This window comes from Streptomyces xiamenensis, from assembly GCF_000993785.3.
In the GTDB taxonomy this organism is placed as follows: Bacteria; Actinomycetota; Actinomycetes; order Streptomycetales; family Streptomycetaceae; genus Streptomyces; species Streptomyces xiamenensis.
Genome location: NZ_CP009922.3, coordinates 2,187,666 through 2,207,771 on the forward strand (window position 1 = coordinate 2,187,666; position 20,106 = coordinate 2,207,771).

20 protein-coding genes and 1 pseudogene are annotated in these 20,106 nt (G+C 73.0%); 11 read left to right on the forward strand and 10 right to left on the reverse strand.

The genetic code is table 11. From position 1 onward, the window contains the following. Nucleotides 1–40 precede the first annotated feature (40 nt). The 5 genes from SXIM_RS09870 to mscL all read left to right on the forward strand — a co-directional run bounded on the left by SXIM_RS09870 (nt 41) and on the right by mscL (nt 4,299). Complete coding sequence (locus tag SXIM_RS09870; RefSeq protein ID WP_046723685.1) at nt 41–1,606, forward strand: potassium/proton antiporter; 1,566 nt, start codon at nt 41–43, stop codon at nt 1,604–1,606. A gap of 109 nt (nt 1,607–1,715) precedes the next feature. After that, on the forward strand, nt 1,716–2,096 hold the full coding sequence (locus SXIM_RS09875; RefSeq protein WP_030736099.1) for an FmdB family zinc ribbon protein: 381 nt from the start codon (nt 1,716–1,718) through the stop codon (nt 2,094–2,096). After that, entirely contained in the window at nt 2,093–2,932 is an 840-nt protein-coding gene (locus SXIM_RS09880) for an S-methyl-5'-thioadenosine phosphorylase (protein ID WP_030736103.1), read from the forward strand. The genes SXIM_RS09875 and SXIM_RS09880 overlap by 4 nt, the downstream gene beginning before the upstream one ends. Before the next feature lie 89 nt (nt 2,933–3,021). Further along, nucleotides 3,022–3,660 (forward strand): hypothetical protein, encoded by a 639-nt coding sequence (locus SXIM_RS09885; RefSeq protein ID WP_246156864.1) that lies wholly within the window; start codon nt 3,022–3,024, stop codon nt 3,658–3,660. An 81-nt stretch (nt 3,661–3,741) separates the two neighbouring features. Next, complete coding sequence (gene mscL, locus SXIM_RS09890; protein ID WP_046723686.1) at nt 3,742–4,299, forward strand: large conductance mechanosensitive channel protein MscL; 558 nt, start codon at nt 3,742–3,744, stop codon at nt 4,297–4,299. Between the two features lie 29 nt (nt 4,300–4,328). Here the strand turns inward: mscL and SXIM_RS09895 are convergent, their stop codons facing one another. Beyond that, nucleotides 4,329–4,739: an organic hydroperoxide resistance protein gene (locus SXIM_RS09895; protein WP_030736113.1), complete on the reverse strand. Its 411-nt coding sequence runs from the start codon at nt 4,737–4,739 to the stop codon at nt 4,329–4,331. 118 nt (nt 4,740–4,857) lie between these two features. Here SXIM_RS09895 and SXIM_RS09900 point away from each other — a divergent pair, with 118 nt between their 5' ends. Continuing rightward, a complete protein-coding gene (locus tag SXIM_RS09900) occupies nt 4,858–5,352 on the forward strand; it encodes a MarR family winged helix-turn-helix transcriptional regulator (RefSeq protein ID WP_030736115.1) in 495 nt (164 codons plus the stop codon). 27 nt (nt 5,353–5,379) lie between these two features. Here the strand turns inward: SXIM_RS09900 and SXIM_RS28030 are convergent, their stop codons facing one another. Continuing rightward, on the reverse strand, nt 5,380–6,054 hold the full coding sequence (locus SXIM_RS28030; protein ID WP_234306947.1) for an AMP-binding protein: 675 nt from the start codon (nt 6,052–6,054) through the stop codon (nt 5,380–5,382). Between the two features lie 90 nt (nt 6,055–6,144). Between SXIM_RS28030 and SXIM_RS09910 the strand changes: the two are divergent. From SXIM_RS09910 to SXIM_RS09920, 3 genes and pseudogenes are all read left to right on the forward strand, one after another. Next, nucleotides 6,145–7,310: pseudogene (locus SXIM_RS09910) on the forward strand (P1 family peptidase). A 206-nt stretch (nt 7,311–7,516) separates the two neighbouring features. After that, nucleotides 7,517–8,119 carry a cyclodeaminase/cyclohydrolase family protein gene (locus tag SXIM_RS09915; protein ID WP_030736125.1) on the forward strand — a complete coding sequence of 201 codons (603 nt, stop codon included), beginning with the start codon at nt 7,517–7,519 and terminating at the stop codon, nt 8,117–8,119. Next, a complete protein-coding gene (locus tag SXIM_RS09920; RefSeq protein ID WP_030736127.1) occupies nt 8,116–8,970 on the forward strand; it encodes a bifunctional 5,10-methylenetetrahydrofolate dehydrogenase/5,10-methenyltetrahydrofolate cyclohydrolase in 855 nt (284 codons plus the stop codon). Before SXIM_RS09915 ends, SXIM_RS09920 begins: the two co-directional genes overlap by 4 nt. Before the next feature lie 9 nt (nt 8,971–8,979). Here SXIM_RS09920 and SXIM_RS09925 read toward each other — a convergent pair whose 3' ends face one another. Then, nucleotides 8,980–9,345, reverse strand: coding sequence for a winged helix-turn-helix transcriptional regulator (locus SXIM_RS09925; RefSeq protein WP_030736129.1), 366 nt, complete (start codon nt 9,343–9,345; stop codon nt 8,980–8,982). A 103-nt stretch (nt 9,346–9,448) separates the two neighbouring features. Here SXIM_RS09925 and SXIM_RS09930 point away from each other — a divergent pair, with 103 nt between their 5' ends. After that, entirely contained in the window at nt 9,449–9,826 is a 378-nt protein-coding gene (locus tag SXIM_RS09930; protein ID WP_030736132.1) for a VOC family protein, read from the forward strand. Nucleotides 9,827–9,841: 15 nt separating this feature from the next. Here the strand turns inward: SXIM_RS09930 and SXIM_RS09935 are convergent, their stop codons facing one another. The 5 genes from SXIM_RS09935 to SXIM_RS09955 form a co-directional block, all read right to left on the reverse strand. Then, entirely contained in the window at nt 9,842–11,905 is a 2,064-nt protein-coding gene (locus tag SXIM_RS09935; protein WP_046723687.1) for a PTS fructose transporter subunit IIABC, read from the reverse strand. Beyond that, nucleotides 11,902–12,849 (reverse strand): 1-phosphofructokinase, encoded by a 948-nt coding sequence (gene pfkB / locus SXIM_RS09940; protein ID WP_030736138.1) that lies wholly within the window; start codon nt 12,847–12,849, stop codon nt 11,902–11,904. Before pfkB ends, SXIM_RS09935 begins: the two co-directional genes overlap by 4 nt. After that, a complete protein-coding gene (locus tag SXIM_RS09945; protein WP_046723688.1) occupies nt 12,846–13,607 on the reverse strand; it encodes a DeoR/GlpR family DNA-binding transcription regulator in 762 nt (253 codons plus the stop codon). The genes pfkB and SXIM_RS09945 overlap by 4 nt, the downstream gene beginning before the upstream one ends. Before the next feature lie 151 nt (nt 13,608–13,758). Further along, the gene (locus SXIM_RS09950) at nt 13,759–15,297 is read right to left on the reverse strand and encodes an MFS transporter (protein ID WP_046723689.1); all 1,539 of its coding nucleotides are present in this window, start codon (nt 15,295–15,297) and stop codon (nt 13,759–13,761) included. 94 nt (nt 15,298–15,391) lie between these two features. Continuing rightward, entirely contained in the window at nt 15,392–16,048 is a 657-nt protein-coding gene (locus tag SXIM_RS09955; RefSeq protein ID WP_030736148.1) for a TetR/AcrR family transcriptional regulator, read from the reverse strand. 210 nt (nt 16,049–16,258) lie between these two features. Here SXIM_RS09955 and SXIM_RS09960 point away from each other — a divergent pair, with 210 nt between their 5' ends. Continuing rightward, nucleotides 16,259–17,053: a universal stress protein gene (locus SXIM_RS09960; protein WP_030736151.1), complete on the forward strand. Its 795-nt coding sequence runs from the start codon at nt 16,259–16,261 to the stop codon at nt 17,051–17,053. Between the two features lie 254 nt (nt 17,054–17,307). Here the strand turns inward: SXIM_RS09960 and SXIM_RS09965 are convergent, their stop codons facing one another. Together SXIM_RS09965 and SXIM_RS09970 are read right to left on the reverse strand one after the other, a co-directional pair. Continuing rightward, complete coding sequence (locus SXIM_RS09965; protein ID WP_030736154.1) at nt 17,308–18,531, reverse strand: M20 metallopeptidase family protein; 1,224 nt, start codon at nt 18,529–18,531, stop codon at nt 17,308–17,310. Continuing rightward, nucleotides 18,528–20,027, reverse strand: a complete 1,500-nt coding sequence (locus SXIM_RS09970) for an FtsW/RodA/SpoVE family cell cycle protein (RefSeq protein WP_030736157.1) — start codon at nt 20,025–20,027, stop codon at nt 18,528–18,530. The genes SXIM_RS09965 and SXIM_RS09970 overlap by 4 nt, the downstream gene beginning before the upstream one ends. Between the last annotated feature and the right edge of the window lie 79 nt (nt 20,028–20,106).

Sequence of the window (20,106 nt, forward strand, 5' to 3'; positions counted from 1 at the left end):
GCACCGGGCCGGGGGGCGACGAGGACGAGAGGACGCGACGCTGACGGTCGACCGCCTCAACGAGTTCCTGCTGCTGTGCGCCCTGGTCCTGCTGGTCGCCGTCGCCGCCGTCCGGCTCACCTCGCGCAGCGGACTGCCGTCCCTGCTGCTGTATCTGGCCATCGGCGTCGTCCTGGGGCAGGACGGCCTCGGCCTGGACTTCCACGACCCGGAGACCACCCAGGTGCTCGGGTACGCGGCGCTGGTGGTGATCCTGGCGGAGGGCGGCCTGTCCACCCGCTGGCGCGACATCCGCCCCGCGGTCCCGGCCGCCGCCGTACTGGCCACCGCCGGGGTCGCGCTGAGCGTGGGCATCACGGCCGTCGGCGCGCACTACCTGGTGGGCCTGGAGTGGCGGTCCGCGCTGGTGATGGGAGCCGTGGTGTCCTCGACGGACGCCGCCGCGGTCTTCTCCGTCCTGCGCCGGGTGCCGCTGCCGCGCCGGCTGAGCGGCCTGCTGGAGGCGGAGTCGGGGTTCAACGACGCGCCGGTGGTGCTGCTGGTGGTGGCCTTCTCCGACCTGGGCGGGGGCGGGGGCGGCCTGTGGAGCGGGGGCTGGGCGGGCGGCGGGCACGCCTGGTACGTCCTGGTGCCCCTGATGGCGCTTCAGCTGGCGATCGGCCTCGGCGTGGGCCTGGCCGTGGGGCGGCTGGGTGAGCTGGCACTGCGGCGGGTGGCGCTGCCGGCCTCCGGCCTGTATCCGATCGCGGTGGTGGCGCTGACGGTGCTGGCGTACGCGGCGGGCGCGCTGGCGGGCGGCAGCGGCTTCCTGGCCACCTATGTCGCGGGGCTTGTGCTGGGCAACGCGCGGCTGCCGCACCGGCCGGTGACGCGCGGGTTCGCGGACGCCCTGGCATGGCTGGCGCAGATCGGCCTGTTCGTGCTGCTGGGGCTGCTGGTGGAGCCGTCCGACCTGCTGCGGGACTTCTGGCCGGCGGTGCTGGTCGGGGCGGTGCTGACGCTGGTGGCGCGGCCGGTGTCGGTGGCGGTGTGCACGACGCCCTTCGGGCAGCGGTGGCGGGAACAGGCGCTGCTGTCGTGGGCGGGGCTGCGCGGTGCCGTCCCCATCGTGCTGGCGATCATCCCGGTGGTGGCGGGGGTGCCGGACAGCGACCGGATCTTCCACATCGTGTTCGTGCTGGTGGTGGTCTTCACCCTGGCGCAGGGGCCGACGCTGCCCGCGCTGGCGCGCCGGCTGCGGCTGGGCGGCGAGGCGGGGGCAGGGGTGGAACTGGACATCGAGTCGACGCCGCTGGAGCGTCTCGGTGGCTTCGGGCATCTGCTGACGTGCGCGGTGCCGCGGCGGTCCCGGATGGCCGGAGTGGAGATCGCGGAGCTGCGGCTGCCCGCCGGAGCGGCGGTGATGCTGGTGGTACGGGGCGGCACGGGCTTCGTACCGGCCCCGTCGGCGGTGCTGCGGGAGGGGGACGAACTGCTGGTGGTGGCGACGGAGCCGGTGCGGGACGAGGTGGAACGGCGGCTGCTCGCGGTGAGCCGGGGCGGGCGGCTGGTGGGCTGGCTGGGCGGGCGCGGCAGCACGGGAGTACGGCGCGGCGCCGGGCACTGAGGAGCGCGGTTGTGGGACCGGTGGGGGTCGGCAGTGGACTTCCGTACCCGGAATGTTGCACGATGGACCGTCGTTAGCACTCGGTGGAGAAGAGTGCCAGGAGGATCACGTGCCGACGTATCAGTATCAGTGCACCGCGTGCCAAGAGGGCCTCGAAGTGGTGCAGAAGTTCACCGATGACGCGCTCACCGAGTGCCCCAGCTGCCAGGGGCGGCTGAAGAAGGTGTTCTCGGCGGTCGGCATCGTCTTCAAGGGTTCCGGCTTCTACCGCAACGACAGCCGTAACAGCTCGTCGAGCAGCAGCCCGGCGGCCTCCTCGGCCCAGAAGGCGGACAGCGGCGCCAAGACCGAGAAGAAGTCGGGCTCCGACGCGCCCTCCGCGGGGTCCTCCGGGTCCTCGACGGGCGGCGGCACCCCGGCGCCCGCCGCGTCCTCGTCGTCCTCGGCCTCGTCGTCCTCGACCTCGGCCGGCTCGACCTCCGCCGCATGAGCGCGGCCGAGGCGGAGATCGGCGTCATCGGCGGGTCGGGTTTCTACTCCTTCCTGGACGATGTGACCGAAGTCACGGTCGAGACGCCGTACGGGGCGCCCAGCGACTCCCTCTTCCTCGGCGAGATCGCCGGCCGCCGGGTGGCGTTCCTCCCGCGGCACGGCCGCAAGCACGGACTGCCGCCGCACCGGATCAACTACCGGGCGAACCTGTGGGCGCTGCGCTCCCTCGGGGTGCGCCAGGTACTCGGCCCGTGCGCGGTGGGCGGGCTGCGCCCCGAGTACGGGCCCGGCACGCTGCTGGTGCCCGACCAGCTGGTGGACCGCACCAAGGGCCGCGCGCAGACGTACTACGACGGCGAGCAGCGCGAGGACGGCCAGGTGCCGAACGTGGTGCACCTGACGTTCTCCGACCCGTACTGCGCCACCGGGCGCCGGGTGGCGCTGGCCGCCGCCCGCGGGCGGGGCTGGGAGCCGGTGGACAGCGGCACGCTGTGCGTGATCGAGGGCCCGCGCTTCTCCACCCGCGCCGAATCGCGCTGGCACGCCGCGCAGGGCTGGTCCGTGGTGGGCATGACCGGCCACCCGGAGGCGGTGCTCGCCCGGGAGCTGGAGCTCTGCTACACCTCGCTGACCCTGGTCACGGATCTGGACGCGGGGGCGGAGAGCGGCGAGGGCGTCTCGCACGCCGAGGTGCTGGAGGTCTTCGGCCAGAACATCGGGCGGCTGCGCGAGGTGCTCTTCGACGCGGTGGCCGCGCTGCCCGTCACGGGTGAGCGCGATTGCGGGTGCGCGACGGCCCTGCTGGGGCAGGAGCCGGGCATAGAGCTGCCCTGACCCACCCGTGTGGGTGACGGAGTTATCCACAGCCCCGGCGTTTTCCCCAGCCTGCGGCGAGGTCTCGCGCCGCAGGACACAGTGGCCGCATGACAGCGACCACAACACCCCCACGCGATTCCCCCGCCCCCTCCACTTCTGCTGCTCCGCCTTCTCCGGTCTCCCTCTCCGGATCCGACTCCAGCCACGGCTCCGGCTCCGGCTCGGCCCGTTCCGTGGTGCCGGCCTTCGCACCGCTGCGTCCGCGCGTTCGGCGGTTCGGGCCGCGGCAGCTGGTACGGGGCCGGGCCCGTGGCTGGGCGGCGGGCCTCGCGGTGGCGGCTGCCGTGCTGGCGATGGCTCTGCCCGGCGACGCGCCGGCCCCGGGGAGGGAACCGGTGACGGTGACGGTCGCCGACGCCCGCGAGGGCCCGCCGGCCGCGACGAAGGCGCCACCGGCCGCCGAGCGGGTCTCGGCGGCGGTCCGGATCGCCGACGCGCAGGTGGTCCGGCTGCTGGCGCCCGGCGACGAGGTGGATGTCCTGGCCGCCGATCCCGGTTCGGCGGACCCGGCCCGAGTGGTCGCCCACCGGGCGGAGGTCACCGGTGTTCCGGCCGAGCAGACGGCAGGTGAGGCGGGTTTTCCCGGTGAGCGTGGCGCGCTGCTGATTCTCTCGGTCTCCCCCGCCACGGCGGCCGAGCTGGCGGGCGCGGCATCCGGAGCACAACTGGCGGTATCCCGATGGTAGTTCGAACCGATTGGACACGGAATGCCATTGTGGTGCACCGTGCGGGGTCCGACGCGGATCACATTCCAGAAGGACAGTGCAGTGAGCGAGACCAAGGGAATCCTGAGCGGATTCAAAGAATTCCTGATGCGCGGGAATGTCATCGAACTGGCGGTGGCGGTCGTCGTCGGCGCCGCGTTCACCGGAATTGTGACGTCGGTGGTCGAGGGCGTCATCAACCCGCTGATCGGCGCCTTCGGGACGCAGGATCTCGACAAGTACGAGCTGTGCCTGACGGGGGACTGCGACGCGGCGGGTGGAGCGGCCATCCGCTGGGGCTCGGTGCTGACCGCCTCGCTGACCTTCCTGATGACGGCCGCCGTCGTCTACTTCCTGATGATCATGCCGATGAACCGCTTCAACGCCCGCCGGGCCGCGAAGGCGGGGCCGCACGAGGAGCCGGTCGCCAAGACCGAGCTGGAGATCCTCATCGAGATCCGCGACGAGCTGATCGCCCAGCGTGCGGCGGCGGGCACGGAAGCGGGTACGGAAGGGGCGCCGGCACTGGTCGGCCAGCGCGGCGCCCCGAACGGCGCGAGCGGGGAGGACACCGGCGCGGATACCGACCCGGCATCGGGCAGCGGTTCCGGCAGCCGCTGACGGCGGGCGGCCTCCCCGGCCGCCTCCTCCTACTCGACGACGAGCCGCACGTCGATGTTGCCCCGGGTGGCCCGGGAGTACGGGCACACCTGGTGCGCCTGGGCCACCAGCTTCTCCCCGGTCTCACCCGCGAGCGCGTCCGGCAGTTCGACGCGCAGCGTCACCGCGAGGCCGAAGCCCACCCCGTCCTTGCCGATACCGACCTCGGCGGTGACGGACACCTCGCTGGTGTCGATCTTCTCCTGGCGCCCCACCGCGCCCAGCGCGCTGGCGAAGCAGGCGGCGTAACCGGCCGCGAAAAGCTGCTCGGGGTTGGTGCCCTTGCCACTGCCGCCGAGCGCGGGCGGCGGGGCGAGGGTGAGGTCGAGCTGACCGTCGGAGCTGACGGCCCGCCCCTCACGTCCGTTGGCGGTCGCGATCGCGGTGTACAGCGGTTCCATGACGGTCTCCCTCATCCACTTCGCCGATGGCCGGCTCTCCTGACCTCCCAACCTAAGCACACAACTAAGTTGTGCACAACTAAAACGCGGACAAGGAACCCCCGGTATCGTGGTCACCATGAGCACCGAGCCCACCACCCCCTCACCCGGCCCACCGCCGCCACCACCGGGGGAGGACTTCCTGCGGCTGCACCACCAGATCTGCTTCTCCCTGCACGCGGCATCGCGCGCGTTCGGAAGCGTCTACCGGGTGGTGCTCAAGGACCTGGGGCTGACCTACCCGCAGTATCTGGTGATGCTCGTGCTGTGGGAGCACGGCGAACTGCCCGTGAAACGGATCGGCGAACTGCTGCGCCTGGAATCGGGCACCCTGTCCCCGCTGCTCAAGCGGCTGGACGCGGCCGGCCTGGTACACCGCGAGCGCAGCGCGCAGGACGAGCGCTCGGTGACCGTGCGCCTCACCGAGCAGGGCACCGCCCTGCGGGAACCCGCGCTGCGGGTCCCGCAGCGGATCGCCACGGCCACCGGCCTGTCGCTGACGGAGGTGACCGAGCTGCGGGAGCGGCTGAACCGTCTCACCGAAGCCCTGGACACCGCCCGCCTCGACGACTGACCCACGCCCCTTCCGGGGCGCACGGCCTCACAGGTGGTGCGGGGGCTTCTCGTTCAGGAACCGGATCAGATCGCCCGGCGTGCCGTCCTCGGCGGGACGGTCGCCCCAGCCCTGATCGGTGTCATCGGCGGATCGGCGCTCCAGCGGGTCGTCGAAGATCAGCGCCGCCGGCGCGGCCGCCGGCACCGGCCGGGACGTCGACGGGGCGACGGGCTTTTCGGGGGTGCTGCTCATGACTCCAGCGTACGGTCCGCCCGGGACCGGTCCGGCGTCGAGCGCCTCGTGCCACCACACATCCCGCCCCGGGGTCCAGGGCACGGGCCTGGCCAGTTGCTGCACCACCAGGACGGAGTGGACGTCGGGGCAGGCCCATAAGGCGCGGTCCAGTCCGGACTTGACGTCCCGGACGGTGCCGTCGACGGAGCAGCTCCCGGCGGTTATCACCACCCTGGCGCCCGAGGTGCGGATGCGATGGCGGATGAAGCCCAGATGGTCCCCGACCGGGAGCGTCAGACGCAGGGCCTCGAGTCTGATACAGGCAAGGGTCACCACCACCGACTCCAGGGACATGGGGAGCAGGACGGCGACCCGGTCCCCGGGGCGCACGCCGAGCTTCGCCAGCGCCACAGCCGCCCGCTCACCCTGATCGAGGAGCTGGGTGTGGTTGAGCACGTCGACCGGGCCATGTTGATCCACCATCATGACGGCAGCCTGACGGGAGGCGATTGACGTCGGCTAAACGACCGCTGTACGCCTGGCCCGCTCACTGCGGAGCGTGGTAATGCTGCTCATATGAGTAATCCGAGGTGGCCTACGGGGCCCGCTGACGCTCTGACAGACGTACCCGGCATCCGGGTGGGTCATGCCCAGCGAGTCGGGGACGGCTGGCTGACGGGTGTGACGGTGGTGCTGGCCCCGGAGGGCGGCGCGGTGGGCGCGGTGGATGTCCGGGGTGGCGGCCCCGGCACCCGGGAGACCGATGTCCTGGACCCCCGGAATCTCGTGGAACGGGTGGACGCCGTCGTGCTGACGGGCGGCAGCGCCTTCGGACTGGACGCCGCGTCCGGAGTGGTCGGCTGGCTGGAGGAGCACGGCCGGGGTTTCCGGATCGGCCCGCAGGCCGGTCAGGTCGTGCCGATCGTCCCGGCGGCGGTGCTGTTCGACCTGGGCCGGGGCGGCGACTGGCGCGCCCGACCGGACGCGGCCCTGGGCCGCGCCGCCGTCGAGCACGCGGCATCCCAGGAGGCCGGCCCCGGCGTGCCCGTCGCCATGGGCACGGTCGGCGCGGGCACCGGAGCCACCACCGGAGCGGGAACGGGGCGGCGGGAGGGGGAGGGGGAGGGGGAGGGCCCCCGGAGGCGTGGTTCAAGCTCAAGGGAGGGATCGGGACGGCCAGCGCCGTGCTGCCGAACGGCATCACCGTCGCCGCGCTGGCCGCGGTCAACGCGGCCGGCTCGCCCATCGACCCCGACACCGGCGCGTTCTACGGCGATGACCCCGGCCAGTCGCTGCCGGCCCCGGCCCAGCACGCGCGGGCCCGCCGCCTGCTCGCCGAGGCCCACCGCACCAACACCGGCCACTCCCCCACCACCGCCCGGCCCCCGCTGAACACCACCCTCGCCGTGATCGCCACCGACGCCCGCCTGTCCCCCGCCCAGGCCCAGAAACTCGCCGGCACCGCGCACGACGGACTGGCCCGGGCCATCCGCCCCGTCCACCTCATGACCGACGGCGACACCGTCTTCACCCTCGCCACGGCCACCCGCCCCCTCACCCACCCCGACGGCACCCCACCCGACCCCGAGACCCCCATCGAGGGCGCGCTGATCCTCTCCGAACTCCTCAGCACCGGCGCCGACGTCCTCACCCGCGCCATCGTCAAGGGCGTCCGCGCGGCCACGGGAACCGACACCCCGGGCGGCCGCTACCCCGCTTACCGCGAGTTGTACGGGAACTGACGGAGCCGCAGGCGCGGGGACGAACCCCGGCCTCTTACCGGCCAGTGGCTGCGCGAAGGACCAGCAGGAGCGAGTCGGCCGGCGCGACCCGAGCGCCCGACGCGCCTGCGTACCTCCATCGACACCACGCACGAGCGGGGTTCGCCGTAGGGTTCGGGTGGGTTCTTTGGCCGATGTGGCTTCCGCGTTCAACTTCAGGACACAGCGTGCGTGATCAGACGATCTCCGAGTATCTGTCCCAGCTCGCCGACCGGGTGCCCGCGCCCGGCGGGGGTGCCGCCGCCGCCTTGCATGCCGCACAGGGGGCCGCCCTGCTCGGCATGGTGGCCCGCTACACCACCGGAGAGAAGTACGCCGAACACCGCGACGCCGTCGAGCGGATCATCGCGCGGACGGATACGGTGCGCTCCGCCGCCCTTCGGGTCGGGGAGGAGGACGCCGCCGCGTTCACCGCCGTCATCGACGCGTACCGGCTGCCCAAGGGCGAGCGGGCCGAGGCCGTCGCCCATGCTCTCGCCGGTGCCGCCCGGCCGCCGGCCGAGGTGGTCGGGCTGGCCCGGGCCGTCGTCGAACTCGCCACCGAGTTGCTGCCCATCGGCAACCGCAACGTCATCACCGACATCGCCGCCGCCACCGAGGCGGCCCGGGCCGCCGCCACCACCGCCCGGATCAATGTCGAGATCAACCTCGGCGGGATCAAGGACGAAGCCCTGCGCGCCGAACTGACCGCGGTCATCGCCACCGTCGACGACATCGCCGACCGCGCCGCCCGGCTCACCGACGCCGTACGCCTGGAGATCGCCCCGTGACCGACCTGTTGTCCGGCCGCGAGTACGCCGCCCGCCTGCGGGAACGTACGGCGGCGGAGGCGGCCCGCCTCGCCGCGTCCGGTACGCCGCCCCGCCTCGCCGTCGTCACGGCGACCGCCGACGAGTCCAGCGCCTGGTACGTCCGGTCCATCGCCCGGGCCGCCGAGAAGTGCGGCATCCACTGCGACATCGCCGACCTCGGCCCGCGGGCCACGCCCGCCGACATCGGCGCCCGGCTGGCCGGGCTCAGCGCCGACCACGCCACCCACGGCATCATCCTGCAGACCCCGCTCCCGCCCGGGGCCAGCGCCCAGGAGCTGGCCGCCGAGATCGCGGTCGCCAAGGACGTGGACGGCGCCAACCCGCTCTCCCTGGGCCGGCTCGCGGCCGGGCTGCCCGCCTTCGCCCCGGCCACCGCCGAGGCGGTCGTCGCCGTGCTCGACGCCCACGGGATCGAGGTGGCGGGCCGTCGTGTCGCCGTCGTCGGCCGTTCCACCGTCGTCGGCAAGCCGGCTGCCCTGCTGCTCCTGGACCGGGACGCGACGGTCACCGTCGCCCACTCCCGTACCCAGGACCTGGCCGCGCTCACCGGCGCCGCCGACATCGTCGTGGCGGCGGCCGGCTGTCCCGGGCTGATCACCGCCGACCACATCCGCCCCGGCGCGATCCTGGTCGATGTCGGCACCAACCCCACCCCGGACGGCGGGCTCACCGGCGACATCGACGCCGCTTCCGTCGACGGGCGGGCCGCGGCGCTCACCCCGGTGCCCGGCGGGGTCGGCCCGGTGACCACCGCGCTGCTGCTCCAGCACACGGTGCGGGCCGCGGCGGAGGCCAACGGCGCCGCCTGACGCACCGCCTCACCCGGAGCGGCGGCGCGCGGCCTCGATCTCCGCGTAGTGGCGGCGGGTCCAGGCACACAGGCCGAACACCGTCCCGCGCAGTTCGCGCCCCGCCTCGGTGAGCCGGTACTCGACACTGGGCGGGACGGTGGGGTGGACGGTGCGGTGCACCACCGCGTCGCGTTCCAGCGCGCGCAGCGTCTGGGCGAGCATCTTGTGGCTGATGCCGGGAACCTGACGCTTGAGTTCGCTGAACCGCAGCGTCCGGTCGGCGAGCGTCTCCAGGATGAGCAGCGCCCACTTGCCGGCCACGCCGGTGAAGATCTCCCGTGCCAGGGCGGGGACCGGGTCGGGGCTCTCGGCCGTGCCGGAGGCGGTTTCCATCGGGTGACCTTCTCACGGAAAAGTGCGTTCTTCCAGGTCAGAGCTTACTTCCCTACGGTTACCGAGGAACGTTCGGAAACCTCACCCGTCAGGGAGCACCCGCATGGCCATTCTGAAGACGTACGCCCGGCTGTGGTCCGACAGCCTCGATCGGGCCCTCCCGCTGCTGGAGCGGCTGACCGGCGCCGCCCCCGATCTGCGGGTCGGCTTCGAGTCCGTCGAGCTGGCCGCCATCGGCGACCTGCTGGTGATCGCCGGTCCGCCGGGCGAGCGGGCGAAGTACGCGCACGCCTCGGCCACGGTGGTCGTCGATGACCTGGATGAGGTGATGGCCGCCCTCGCCGGAGCAGGGGCGACCATCACCACGCCCGTCGCCCCCTCGCCGACCGGGCGTTTCCTGTACGCGCGGCACGCGGACGGGGCGGAGGTCGAGTACGTCGAGTGGGTCCCGGAGCTGGTGCGGCGGATCATCCGCCGCTGACCGGCTCCGGGTCGCTCACGCCGAGACCGGGGCCGCGGCGGCTGCCGCGGGCGCCGTCGTACCGGCCGCTTCCGGCGCCGCCGCGGGCTTCGTGCCGCGGCGGCTCTTGAGGAGGATGACCAGGGCGGTGCTGACGGCGGTGCCCGCCGCGATCGCGATCAGGTACAGGAACGGGCTGCCGATCAGCGGGACGACGAACACCCCGCCGTGCGGCGCCCGCAGCGTGTTGTCGAAGGCCATGGTGAGCGCGCCGGTGACCGCGCCGCCCGCCATCGCGGACGGGATGACCCGCAGCGGGTCGGCGGCGGCGAACGGGATGGCTCCCTCGGAGATGAACGAGGCGCCCAGCACCCAGGCGGCCTTGCCGTTCTCCTTCTCCGTCTTGGTGAAGAGCTTGCCGCGCACGGTGGTGGCCAGCGCCATGGCCAGCGGCGGGACCATGCCGGCCGCCATCACGGTGGCCATGATCTTCAGGCTGGTGTCGCTGGGGTCGGCGACGGCGATGCCGCCGGTGGCGAAGGCGTAGGCCACCTTGTTGACCGGGCCGCCGAGGTCGAAGCACATCATCAGGCCGAGCAGCACGCCCAGCAGGACGGCGTTGCTTCCGCTGAGTCCTTCCAGCCAGTCGGTGAGGCCGGACTGGGCGGAGGCGATGGGCTTGCCGATGACGATGTACATCAGGAAGCCGACGATCGCCGACGAGATGAGCGGGATGACGACCACGGGCATGATGCCGCGCAACGGGGCCGGTACGTTGACCCGCTGGATGGCTCTCACCACCGCGCCCGCGACGAGGCCGGCGGCCAGGCCGCCGAGGAATCCGGCGTCGATGGTGATGGCGATCGCGCCGCCGACGAAGCCGGGGACCAGTCCTGGCCGGTCGGCCATGCCGTAGGCGATGTAGCCGGCGAGTACGGGGATGAGGAAGCCGAAGGCGGCGCCGCCGATCTGGAAGAGCAGGGCCGCCCAGCTGTGGGCCTCGGTCCAGACGAAGTGGTCGGCGACGGAGGGGGCGTCGCTGATCTCGTAGCCGCCGAGCGCGAAGCCGAGGGCGATCATCAGACCGCCGGCGGCGACGAACGGCACCATGTAGCTGACGCCGGTCATCAGCCACGTGCGCAGCCGGGTGCCGAAGCCGTCGCCGTTGTCGGCGGATTCGCCGGTCCGGTCCATGGGAGCCGTGGTGGGGGCGCCGGCGGGGGTCTCGGTGGCGCGCCGCCTGGCATCGGCGATGAGTTCGGCGGGGCGGTTGATGCCTGCCTTGACCCCGGCGTCGACGGTGGGTTTGCCGGCGAACCGGTCCCGTTCCCGTACCTCCACGTCGTGGGCGAAGATCACGGCGTCGGCGGCGGCGATGACAGCGGGGTCCAGGCGTTCGAAGCCGGCGGAGCCCTGGGTCTCGACGTGAATCCGTACGCCTTCGGCCTGGGCGGCCCGTTCGAGTGACTCGGCGGCCATGTAGGTGTGGGCGATGCCGGTGGGGCAGGAGGTGACGGCGACGATCCGGAACGGTTCCGCCCCGTCCCTGTCCGCGCCGCTGTCCGCCGCGTCGTCCGCCGTCACGCCGGTCTCGCGCGGCTCCCCCGGCGCCTCGTCCGTGGTGTCGTCCTCGGCGTCGGCGCCCTCGGCCTGCGGGTCCTCTCCCCTGATCAGGGCCGCCGCCCGCGCCGCCGAGGTCTCGGCGCGCAGCGCGTCGGTGAACTCCGCCCGCATCAGGTCGCGGGCCAGCGCGGACAGGATGCTGAGGTGGTCCTGGTCGGCGCCGGCCGGGGCGGCGATGAGGAACACGAGGGTCGCGGGGCCGTCGGCCGCGCCGAAGTCGATGCCCCGCGCGCTGCGTCCGAAGGCGAGCGTGGGCCGGGTGACGTGTGCGCTGCGGCAGTGGGGTATGCCGATGCCGCCCTCGAGCCCGGTGGGCATCTGGGCCTCGCGGGCGGCGACGTCGGCGAGGAAGCCGTCCAGGTCGGTGACGCGTCCGGCGGCGACCATGCGGCGGGCCAGGGCCCGGGCCGCTTCGTCCTTGGTGCCGGCGGTCAGGTCGAGGTCCACCAAATCAGCGGTGATCAGGGGAGTGTTCATCTCGTGGCTCCATCGAGGGGGCGGTCCAGCGGTACGTCGGTGGTGACGGTCACCGTCTCCGGTCGCAGGTCGTCGGGGGTGGGCATGACAGAGCCCGGGAGTTGTACGGCGGCGGCGCCGTGGGCCAGTGCGGCGGCCAGTGCGGCGGGGCCGGTGCCGCCGGCGGTGAGGAAGCCGGCGAGTGAGGCGTCCCCGGCGCCGACGTCGCTGCGGACGGCGGTGACGTGGGCGCTGCCGAAGTGGGTGCCGCTGTCGTCGACGAGCAGTTGTCCGGTGGCGCCGAGGCTGGCGAGGACGGCGCGGGCGCCGGCGGCACGCAGTTCGCCGGCGGCCTTGACGGCGTCGCCGACGGTGCTCAGGGGGCGGCCGACGGCTTCGGCGAGTTCCTCGGCGTTGGGCTTGATCACGTCGGGGCGTTCGCGCAGCGCGGCCAGCAATGCGGGTCCCGAGGTGTCGAGGGCGATGCGGGCGCCCGCCCGGTGGGTGCGGGCGACGAGGTCGGCGTACCAGTGGCTGCCGACCCCGCCGGGGAGGCTGCCGCAGCACACGGTCCAGCGTGCCCGGCCGGCGTGCCGGCGGGCGGTTTCCAGCAGGGTCTCGGTCTCGGCGGCGGTCAGCCGGGGGCCGGCGGCGTTGAGTTTGGTGAGGGTTCCGTCGGGTTCGGCGATGGAGACGTTGACGCGGGTGGAGCCGGCCACGGGGACGCCGATGACGTCGACCCCGAGTCCGGTCAGCAGGTCGGCGAGGAGCGCGCCCTCGGCGCCGCCGAGTGGCAGGACGGCGGTGGTGGGGACGCCCGCGGCGGCGACGGCGCGGGAGACGTTGACGCCTTTGCCGCCGGGGTCGACGCGGTCGGTGCCGGCGCGCAGTACGGCGCCGCGTTCCAGGGCGGGGATCTCGTAGGTGCGGTCCAGGCTGGGGTTGGGGGTGATGGTGAGGATCATGCGCGGACGACCTCCGTTCCCTTGTCCTCGATGGCGCGTGCGGCGTCGTCGCTGAGGCCGGTGTCGGTGATGAGCAGGTCGACCTGTTCCAGGGTGCCGAACCGGGCGAAGTGGTCTTCGCCGTACTTGCGGGAGTCGGCGAGGAGGACGACGCGGCGGGCGGCGGAGATCTGGGCGCGTTTGACGGCGGCTTCGGCGAGGTCGACGGTGGTGAGTCCGGAGTCGGTGCCGAAGCCGTTGGTGGCGAGGAAGAGGACGTCGGCGGTGATCTCGCCATAGGCGCGCAGCGCCCAGGCGTCGACGGCGGCGCGAGTGCGGTGCCGGACGCGGCCGCCGACGATGTGGAGTTCGATGCCGGGGTGGTCGGCGAGGCGGGTGGCGAGCGGCAGGCCGTGGGTGACGACGGTGAGGGCGGCGTCCGGGGGGAGGGCGGCGGCGAGGGCGGCGGTGGTGGTGCCGGCGTCGAGGATGATGCTGCCGTCCTGGGGCAGGTGGTCCAGGGCCGCGGCGGCGATGCGTTCCTTCTCGCCGACGGCGGTGCTCTCGCGTTCGCTGAGGTCGGGTTCGAAGTCGAGGCGGCCGACGGGGATGGCGCCGCCGTGCACGCGGCGCAGGAGTCCGGCGCGGCCGAGGGCGTTGAGGTCGCGGCGGATGGTTTCGGCGGTGACCTGGAACTCGTCGGCGAGCGCGAGGACCTCGACCCGGCCGCGTTCGCGGGCGAGGTGGAGGATGGCCTGCTGCCTCTCCGGTGCGTACATCTGTGTTTGCGTCCGTTCTACGCCCGAACATGTGGTTTCGGCGTCAGATTACGTCCGTACTGCCGGAAAGTAAACAGATCCGGAAACGAACGGACCCCCGTGGCCATCGTGGCCACGGGGGTCCGTACGAACGGGCGGTGGTGTCCGCCGGTCAGTGCGCCAGCACCGGAACCGGCTCACCCTCCCTGCCCTCACCGGCGGGAGCGTCCTGGCCCCGCGCCGCCGAGGCGCCCTTGCCGTTGATGAGCACACCGGCGATGGTCGCGGACAGCAGCAGGATGCCGAACGCCCACCAGATGCCCCGGCTGAACCCGTGCACCTGGCCCTCCAGCGCCAGCAGCCCCTGGGCCTGCTCGCTCATGCCCACCTGGGTGCGCGCCGCGAGGTAGGAGGTGGTGGCGGAGGCGGCGATGGTGTTGAGCAGCGCCGTGCCGATGGCACCGCCGACCTGCTGCGAGGTGTTGACCATGGCGGAGGCGATCCCGGCGTCGGCCGGCTGCACCCCGCCGGTGGCCAGTTGCATGGCCGGCATCATCGCGGTGCCCAGGCCCAGGCCGATCAGCACCATCGCGGGCAGGATCAGCAGCGGGTAGGAGGTGTCCATCCCGATCTGGGTCAGCAGCAGCATGCCGACGGCGGCGACGAGGTAGCCGGGCACCATCAGGTGGCGCGGCGGCACCCGCAGCATCAGCCGGGTGGCGATCTGCGTCGAGCCGGTGATCATGCCCGCCACCATCGGCAGGAAGGCGACGCCGGTGACCACCGGCGAGTAGCCCTTGATCAGCTGCATGTAGAAGGTGAGGAACAGGAACAGGCCGAACATCCCGATCACCGCGATGCCGGTGGCCGCGTACGCGCCGCCGCGGTTGCGGTCGAGCACCACGCGCAGCGGCAGCAGCGGGTGCGCGACCCGTGCCTCGACCGCCACGAACGAGGTCAGCAGCACGACGGCGGCCACGAACATGCCGATGGTGACGCCGTCGCCCCAGCCCGCTTCCTCGGCGCGGCTGAAGCCGTACACCAGGGCGACCAGGCCGCCGGTGGCCAGAAGGACACCGGGCAGGTCGAGCGGGGAGCGGTTGCGGGAGCCCTCGGGCTCCTTGATCAGCGCGATCGCGCCGACGATGGCGACGATGGCGAAGGGGATGTTGACGTAGAAGGTCCAGCGCCAGTCGAGGTACTCGGTGAGCACCCCGCCCAGCAGCAGGCCGACGGCGCCGCCGGCGCCCGCGATGGCGCCGAAGATGCCGAACGCCTTGGCGCGTTCCTTGGCCTCGGTGAACATCACCGTGAGCAGGGAGAGCGCGGCCGGGGCCAGCAGGGCGGCGAAGACGCCCTGGAGGGCGCGGGAGGCGAACAGCAGGCCGGAGTTCTGTGCCGCGCCGCCGAGGGCGGAGGCCAGGGCGAAGCCGACCAGTCCGGTGATGAAGGCGTTGCGCCGGCCCCACAGGTCGGCGATGCGTCCGCCGAAGAGCAGCAGCCCGCCGAAGGCGAGGGCGTAGGCGGTGATGACCCACTGACGGTTGCCGTCGGACAGGCCGAGGTCCTCCTGTGCGGAGGGCAGGGCGATGTTGACGATGGTGGCGTCCAGGACGACCATCAGCTGCGCTATGGCGATGAAGGTCAGGATGCGCCAGCGGCGCGGATCGAGCGCGCCGGGGGCCGGGCTCACGGATGCTTCCGGTGGCATGGGGCAGTTACCTCACGTTGTGATTCTCGGTAAAACCTGGGCAAAGAGGACTCGGCTGGGCGCACCGGGTCCGGCGGTGTCGTGACGGGGTGGATCAGATGAACTCGTCTTCGAGGTCTTCCACCTGGGCTGCGGTTCCCGGGAGTTCGGAGCGCGCCGGGGCGCGCAGTCCGTCCAGGAAGATCTGGAGATGGCGGCGGGCCAGGACCTCACCACCGGAGCAGCGGGTGCCGGGCAGAGGGCGGGTGAGCCGGCTGATGGCGATCAGCAGGTCTCCCGCGCCCACGTCGTGGCGCAGCTGGCCCGCCTCCTGGGCCCGTTCCACGAGCCGGCCGCAGACGTCGAGCAGGCGGTCACGGCTGGCGGTCAGTTGCTGGTCTTCGGGGTCGATGCTGACGCCGATGACGGGACAGAGCGCGCCGATGCGCTCGTCGGTGGAGCCGAGGACGGTCCGGCGCAGGGCCTCGAAGGGGTCGCTCTCCTCCTCCAGGGCGCGCTGTGCGCGCTCGGTGATCCGGTCGTTGACGTAGAGCACCACGTGGTAGAGGAGCGATTCCCGGTCGGGGAAGTGCCGGTAGAGGGTGGCGTTGCCGACGCCGGCCTGCCGGGCGATGTCGTCCAGGGGGGCGTCCTTGCCGTCGGCGACGAAGGCGTCCCGCGCGGCGGCCAGGATCCGCTCCCGGTTGCGCACGGCGTCCGCGCGCAGCCGGGGCGGCCGGGTCCGTGCCGCCGTGGCGCACTGGCTCGTCATGGTCGCCGCCTTCTGGTGCCGGGGTGATCGGGTAAGTGGGGACTGGCTCCCCGCTTGGACATACGGAAGTCAAAACGGGGAAGCCCTCCCCGGTTATTTCAGCTCCCGCTGTGCCGTGGGTCACAGCGCCGCGGGCATGGTCGTCCCCCTGCGAGGGATAATGGGCCACATCAGGTGATGTGTGCATAAAACACCCTCTGGAGGTGTGTGATGACCCTCCTTCCCGTTACGGCCGGGGTGGACGGCTCGGCGGAGGGTTCGGCCGCCGCCCACTGGGCCGCCGAAGAGGCGGTACGGCGCGGGCTGCGGCTGCGGCTGGTGCACGGCTGGGGCCTGGCCTCGCCCCTGGAGCCGGTGGTGGACCGGGCGAGCGACGAGCAGCGGCGGGCGCAGCGGCTGCTGCGCGAGGCGCAGGAGACGCTGCTGGAGCGGCACCCGAGGCTGAACGTGTCCCTGGAGGCGCTGGCGGACGGGCCGCGGACGGCGCTGCTGGACGTCTCGCACGACTCGGAGCTGCTGGTGCTCGGCTCGCGCGGGCTCAGTCCGCTGGCCGGGTTCCTGCTGGGCTCGGTGAGCGGCCACATCGTGGGGAACACCGCGTGCCCGGTGGTCGTGGTGCGCTCGTCCGGCGGGACGGCGGACGGCGACCCCGGCGGTGATGCCGAGGTGGTGGTGGGGCTGAAGCATCTGGATCAGCCGGACGAGGCGCTGCTGGAGTTCGCGTTCACCGCGGCGGCCGGGCGCCGGGTTCCGCTGCGGGTCGTGCACGCGGGCGAGGAGCACGACACGGCGGTGGGGGCGGCCGTGGCGCGCTTGCGGGCGGCCCATCCACAGGTGGTGGTGGTCGAGACGGCGGTGGCGGGGAGCGCCTCACCGGTACTGCTGGCGGCGGCGGCCGACGCGGCGCTGGTGGTCGTGGGGCGGGGCCGCAGCCGGGTGGGCCCGGTGGTGCACGGTCTGCTGCATCACGCGCACAGCCCGGTGGCGGTCGTCCCGCACACCTGAGCGCCCCCGGCACGTACCCGGCGTCCCGCGCCCGTACCCGAGCGGTACGGGCGCGTCCGTGTGGTCCGGCGGCCCCGGAACGCGCCGATGCCCGGCGAGGGCGCCGGGCATCACTGAAGCCAAGGGCCCCCACCCGGTGTTTTACTCCCGGGCCCTCGATGCTGTGCACCTTCTCCACTTCATCGAGGTGGTCCTTGGCTCCAGTTCCAGCATGCCACCCCATACGGCATAACGCTACATATGGGGCAGATTTCTCAGATCGCCGCCGCAGAGAGCCGCCGCAGCGCCAGATCGGCGTACAGCGCCGCGCCGTCCGGCAGGACGGACTCGTCGAACACCGCCAGCGGCGAGTGGTTGCTGGGCGCCGTCTCCGGGTCGGCGCCCAGCGGGGTCGCCCCCAGGAAGATCATCGCCCCGGGCACCGCGTCGATCACCCGTGAGAAGTCCTCGGCCCCCAGGCTCGGGTTGTCCATCGGCGCGAACCGCTCCTCCCCCAGCAGCTCCCGTACCGCGTGCGCCGCGAAGTCGGTCTCCGCACGGTCGTTCACCGTCACCGGGTACTGCTCGGAGAAGACGGCGTCCACCTCCACCCCGTACGCCGCCGCGATCCCCTGGCACACCGCCACCGTGCCGGCCCGCAGCCGCTCCAGGTTCTCCGGCGAGAAGCAGCGGATCGTCGCCTGGAACTCGGCGGTGTCCGGGATGATGTTGGTGGCCGTACCGGCGTGGAACGTGCCCACGGTCAGCACCACCGGGTCGAACACGTCGAAGGTCCGGGTGATCCAGGTCTGCAGCGCGCCCACCATCTCGGCGGCCGGCGGGATCGGGTCCTTCCCCCGGTGCGGGGAACTGCCGTGCGCGCCCGCGCCCCGTACCGTCACCGACAGGACGTTCGAGGAAGCCATCTGCGGCCCGCCGCGCGCCGTGAACACCCCGGCCGGCCAGCTGTGCGACATCACGTGCAGCGCGTACGCGGCCACCGGGGGCTGCCCGGTCCCCGCCGCGTCCAGGACGCCCTCGGCCAGCATCTGCCCGGCGCCGTCGTAGCCCTCCTCGCCCGGCTGGAACATGAAGATCACATTGCCGGCCAGCCGGTCCCGCCGCGTGCTCAGCAACTGGGCGGCGCCCGCCAGCATGGTGGTGTGCAGATCGTGGCCGCAGGCGTGCATCCGCTCCACCGGGGCGGCGAAGTCCAGGCCGCTGCGCTCGGCCAGCGGCAGCGCGTCCATGTCACCGCGCAGCAGCACGGTGGGCCCGGGCAGCGCGCCGCGCAGCACGCCGGTCACCGAGCTGAGCCCCTGCCCGGTGGTGATCTCCAGCGGCAGGCCCTCCAGCGCCGTGAGCACCGCCTCCTGGGTACGGGGCAGGTCGAGGCCGACCTCGGGGACGGCGTGCAGCGTGCGGCGCAACTGGGTCAGCTCACCGGCCAGCGCGCCGGCGTCGTCGGTCAGGGAGGCACTGCTCGTCGTGGTGGTCATCGTTCGCGGGGCTCCTTCGGTGCTGTGCCAGGTGATGCGGGACGTGCGGGAGAAGCGGGGTCGTCGTCGACCCGGATCACGGGGGTGAGGATGGTCGCGTTGCCCTCCGGCTCGGTGGACGCCTTCCCGGCGCTGTCGCTGATTCTGATCAGCAGCGCGACCAGCAGGAAGTTCGCCACCGTCGAGGAGCCGCCCTGTGCCAGGAACGGCAGGGCCTTGCCGGTCAGCGGGATCAGCCCGGTGACGCCGCCCGCCACCACGAAGACCTGGAGAGCGATGACCGTGCCCAGACCGGCCGCCAGCAGCTTCCCGAAGGGGTCGGTCACCGACAGCGCGGTCCGCAGCGCCCGCTCGATCAGCAGCACGTACAGGAAGATCACCGCGGTGACCCCGGCCAGGCCCAGCTCCTCGCCGACCGTGGACAGGATGAAGTCGGAGCGCCCCGCGAACCCGATCAGATCCGGGTGCCCCTGCCCCAGGCCCGTCCCGGTGAGGCCGCCGGTGCCGAAGCTGAACAGCGCCTGCGCCGACTGGTCCGAGATCAGGCCCGGCGGGCGCTGCTCGGGCGGCAGATAGATCGCCATCGGGTCCAGCCACGCCTGGACGCGGCCCTTGACGTGCGGCTGGGTCGCGGCCACCAGGACCGTGCCGCCCACCGCCATCAGCCCGCCCAGCACCACCCAGCTGGTGCGCTCGGTGGCGATGTACAGCATCACGATGAACACGCCGAAGAAGATCAGCGAGGTGCCCAGGTCACGCTCGTAGAACAGCACCACCAGCGAGACGCCCCACACCAGCAGCACCGGGCCGGCGTTGCGGCCGCGCGGCAGGGCCAGCCCGAGGAAGCGGCGGCCGACCAGGGCCAGCGCGTCGCGGTTGGCCATCAGATAGCTGGCGAAGAACACCACGATCATGACCTTGACGAACTCGCCCGGCTGCAGGGAGAGCGGGCCGAGGTTGATCCACCGCTTGGCGCCGTACATGTCGGCGCCGAAGAACGCCGGGGCCATCAGCAGCAGCAGCGAGATCGCCATGCCGACGTAGGTGTAGCGGGCCAGCAGCCGGTGGTGGCGCAGCACGAGGAGGGTGGCCACGAGCAGGCCGATGCCGATGACGGTCCAGGTGGCCTGGTTGGCGGCGACGGGCTCGGAGCCGTACCGCAGGGCGTAGGAGTGGTCCAGGCGGTCCATGAGGATCAGCCCGAGCCCGGAGAGCATGACGGTGACCGGCAGGATCAGCGGGTCGGCGTGCCGGGCGAAGCGGCGTACCGCCAGATGGGCGGCGAGCGCGGCGCCGCCCAGACCCGCGGCGTACGCGGGCAGGCCGCTCGGTACCGCGTCGTACAGGGCCAGTCCGGCGGTGGCGTGCCCGGCGGCGCAGATGAGGACGGCGAACAGGATCAGCACCAGTTCGGTGTTGCGGCGGTGCGCGATCCACCGTCCGATGTCGGCGCGCGGATCCCCGCCGCCGTCCGCGCCCCGCCCCTTGCGCCCCATGTCCCTGTCCCGCCCCGCCCCTGGTCGCCGTGGTGGCTGCTCGCCTTTTCGCCGAACTTACCCCGGGTGACGCCCCCAG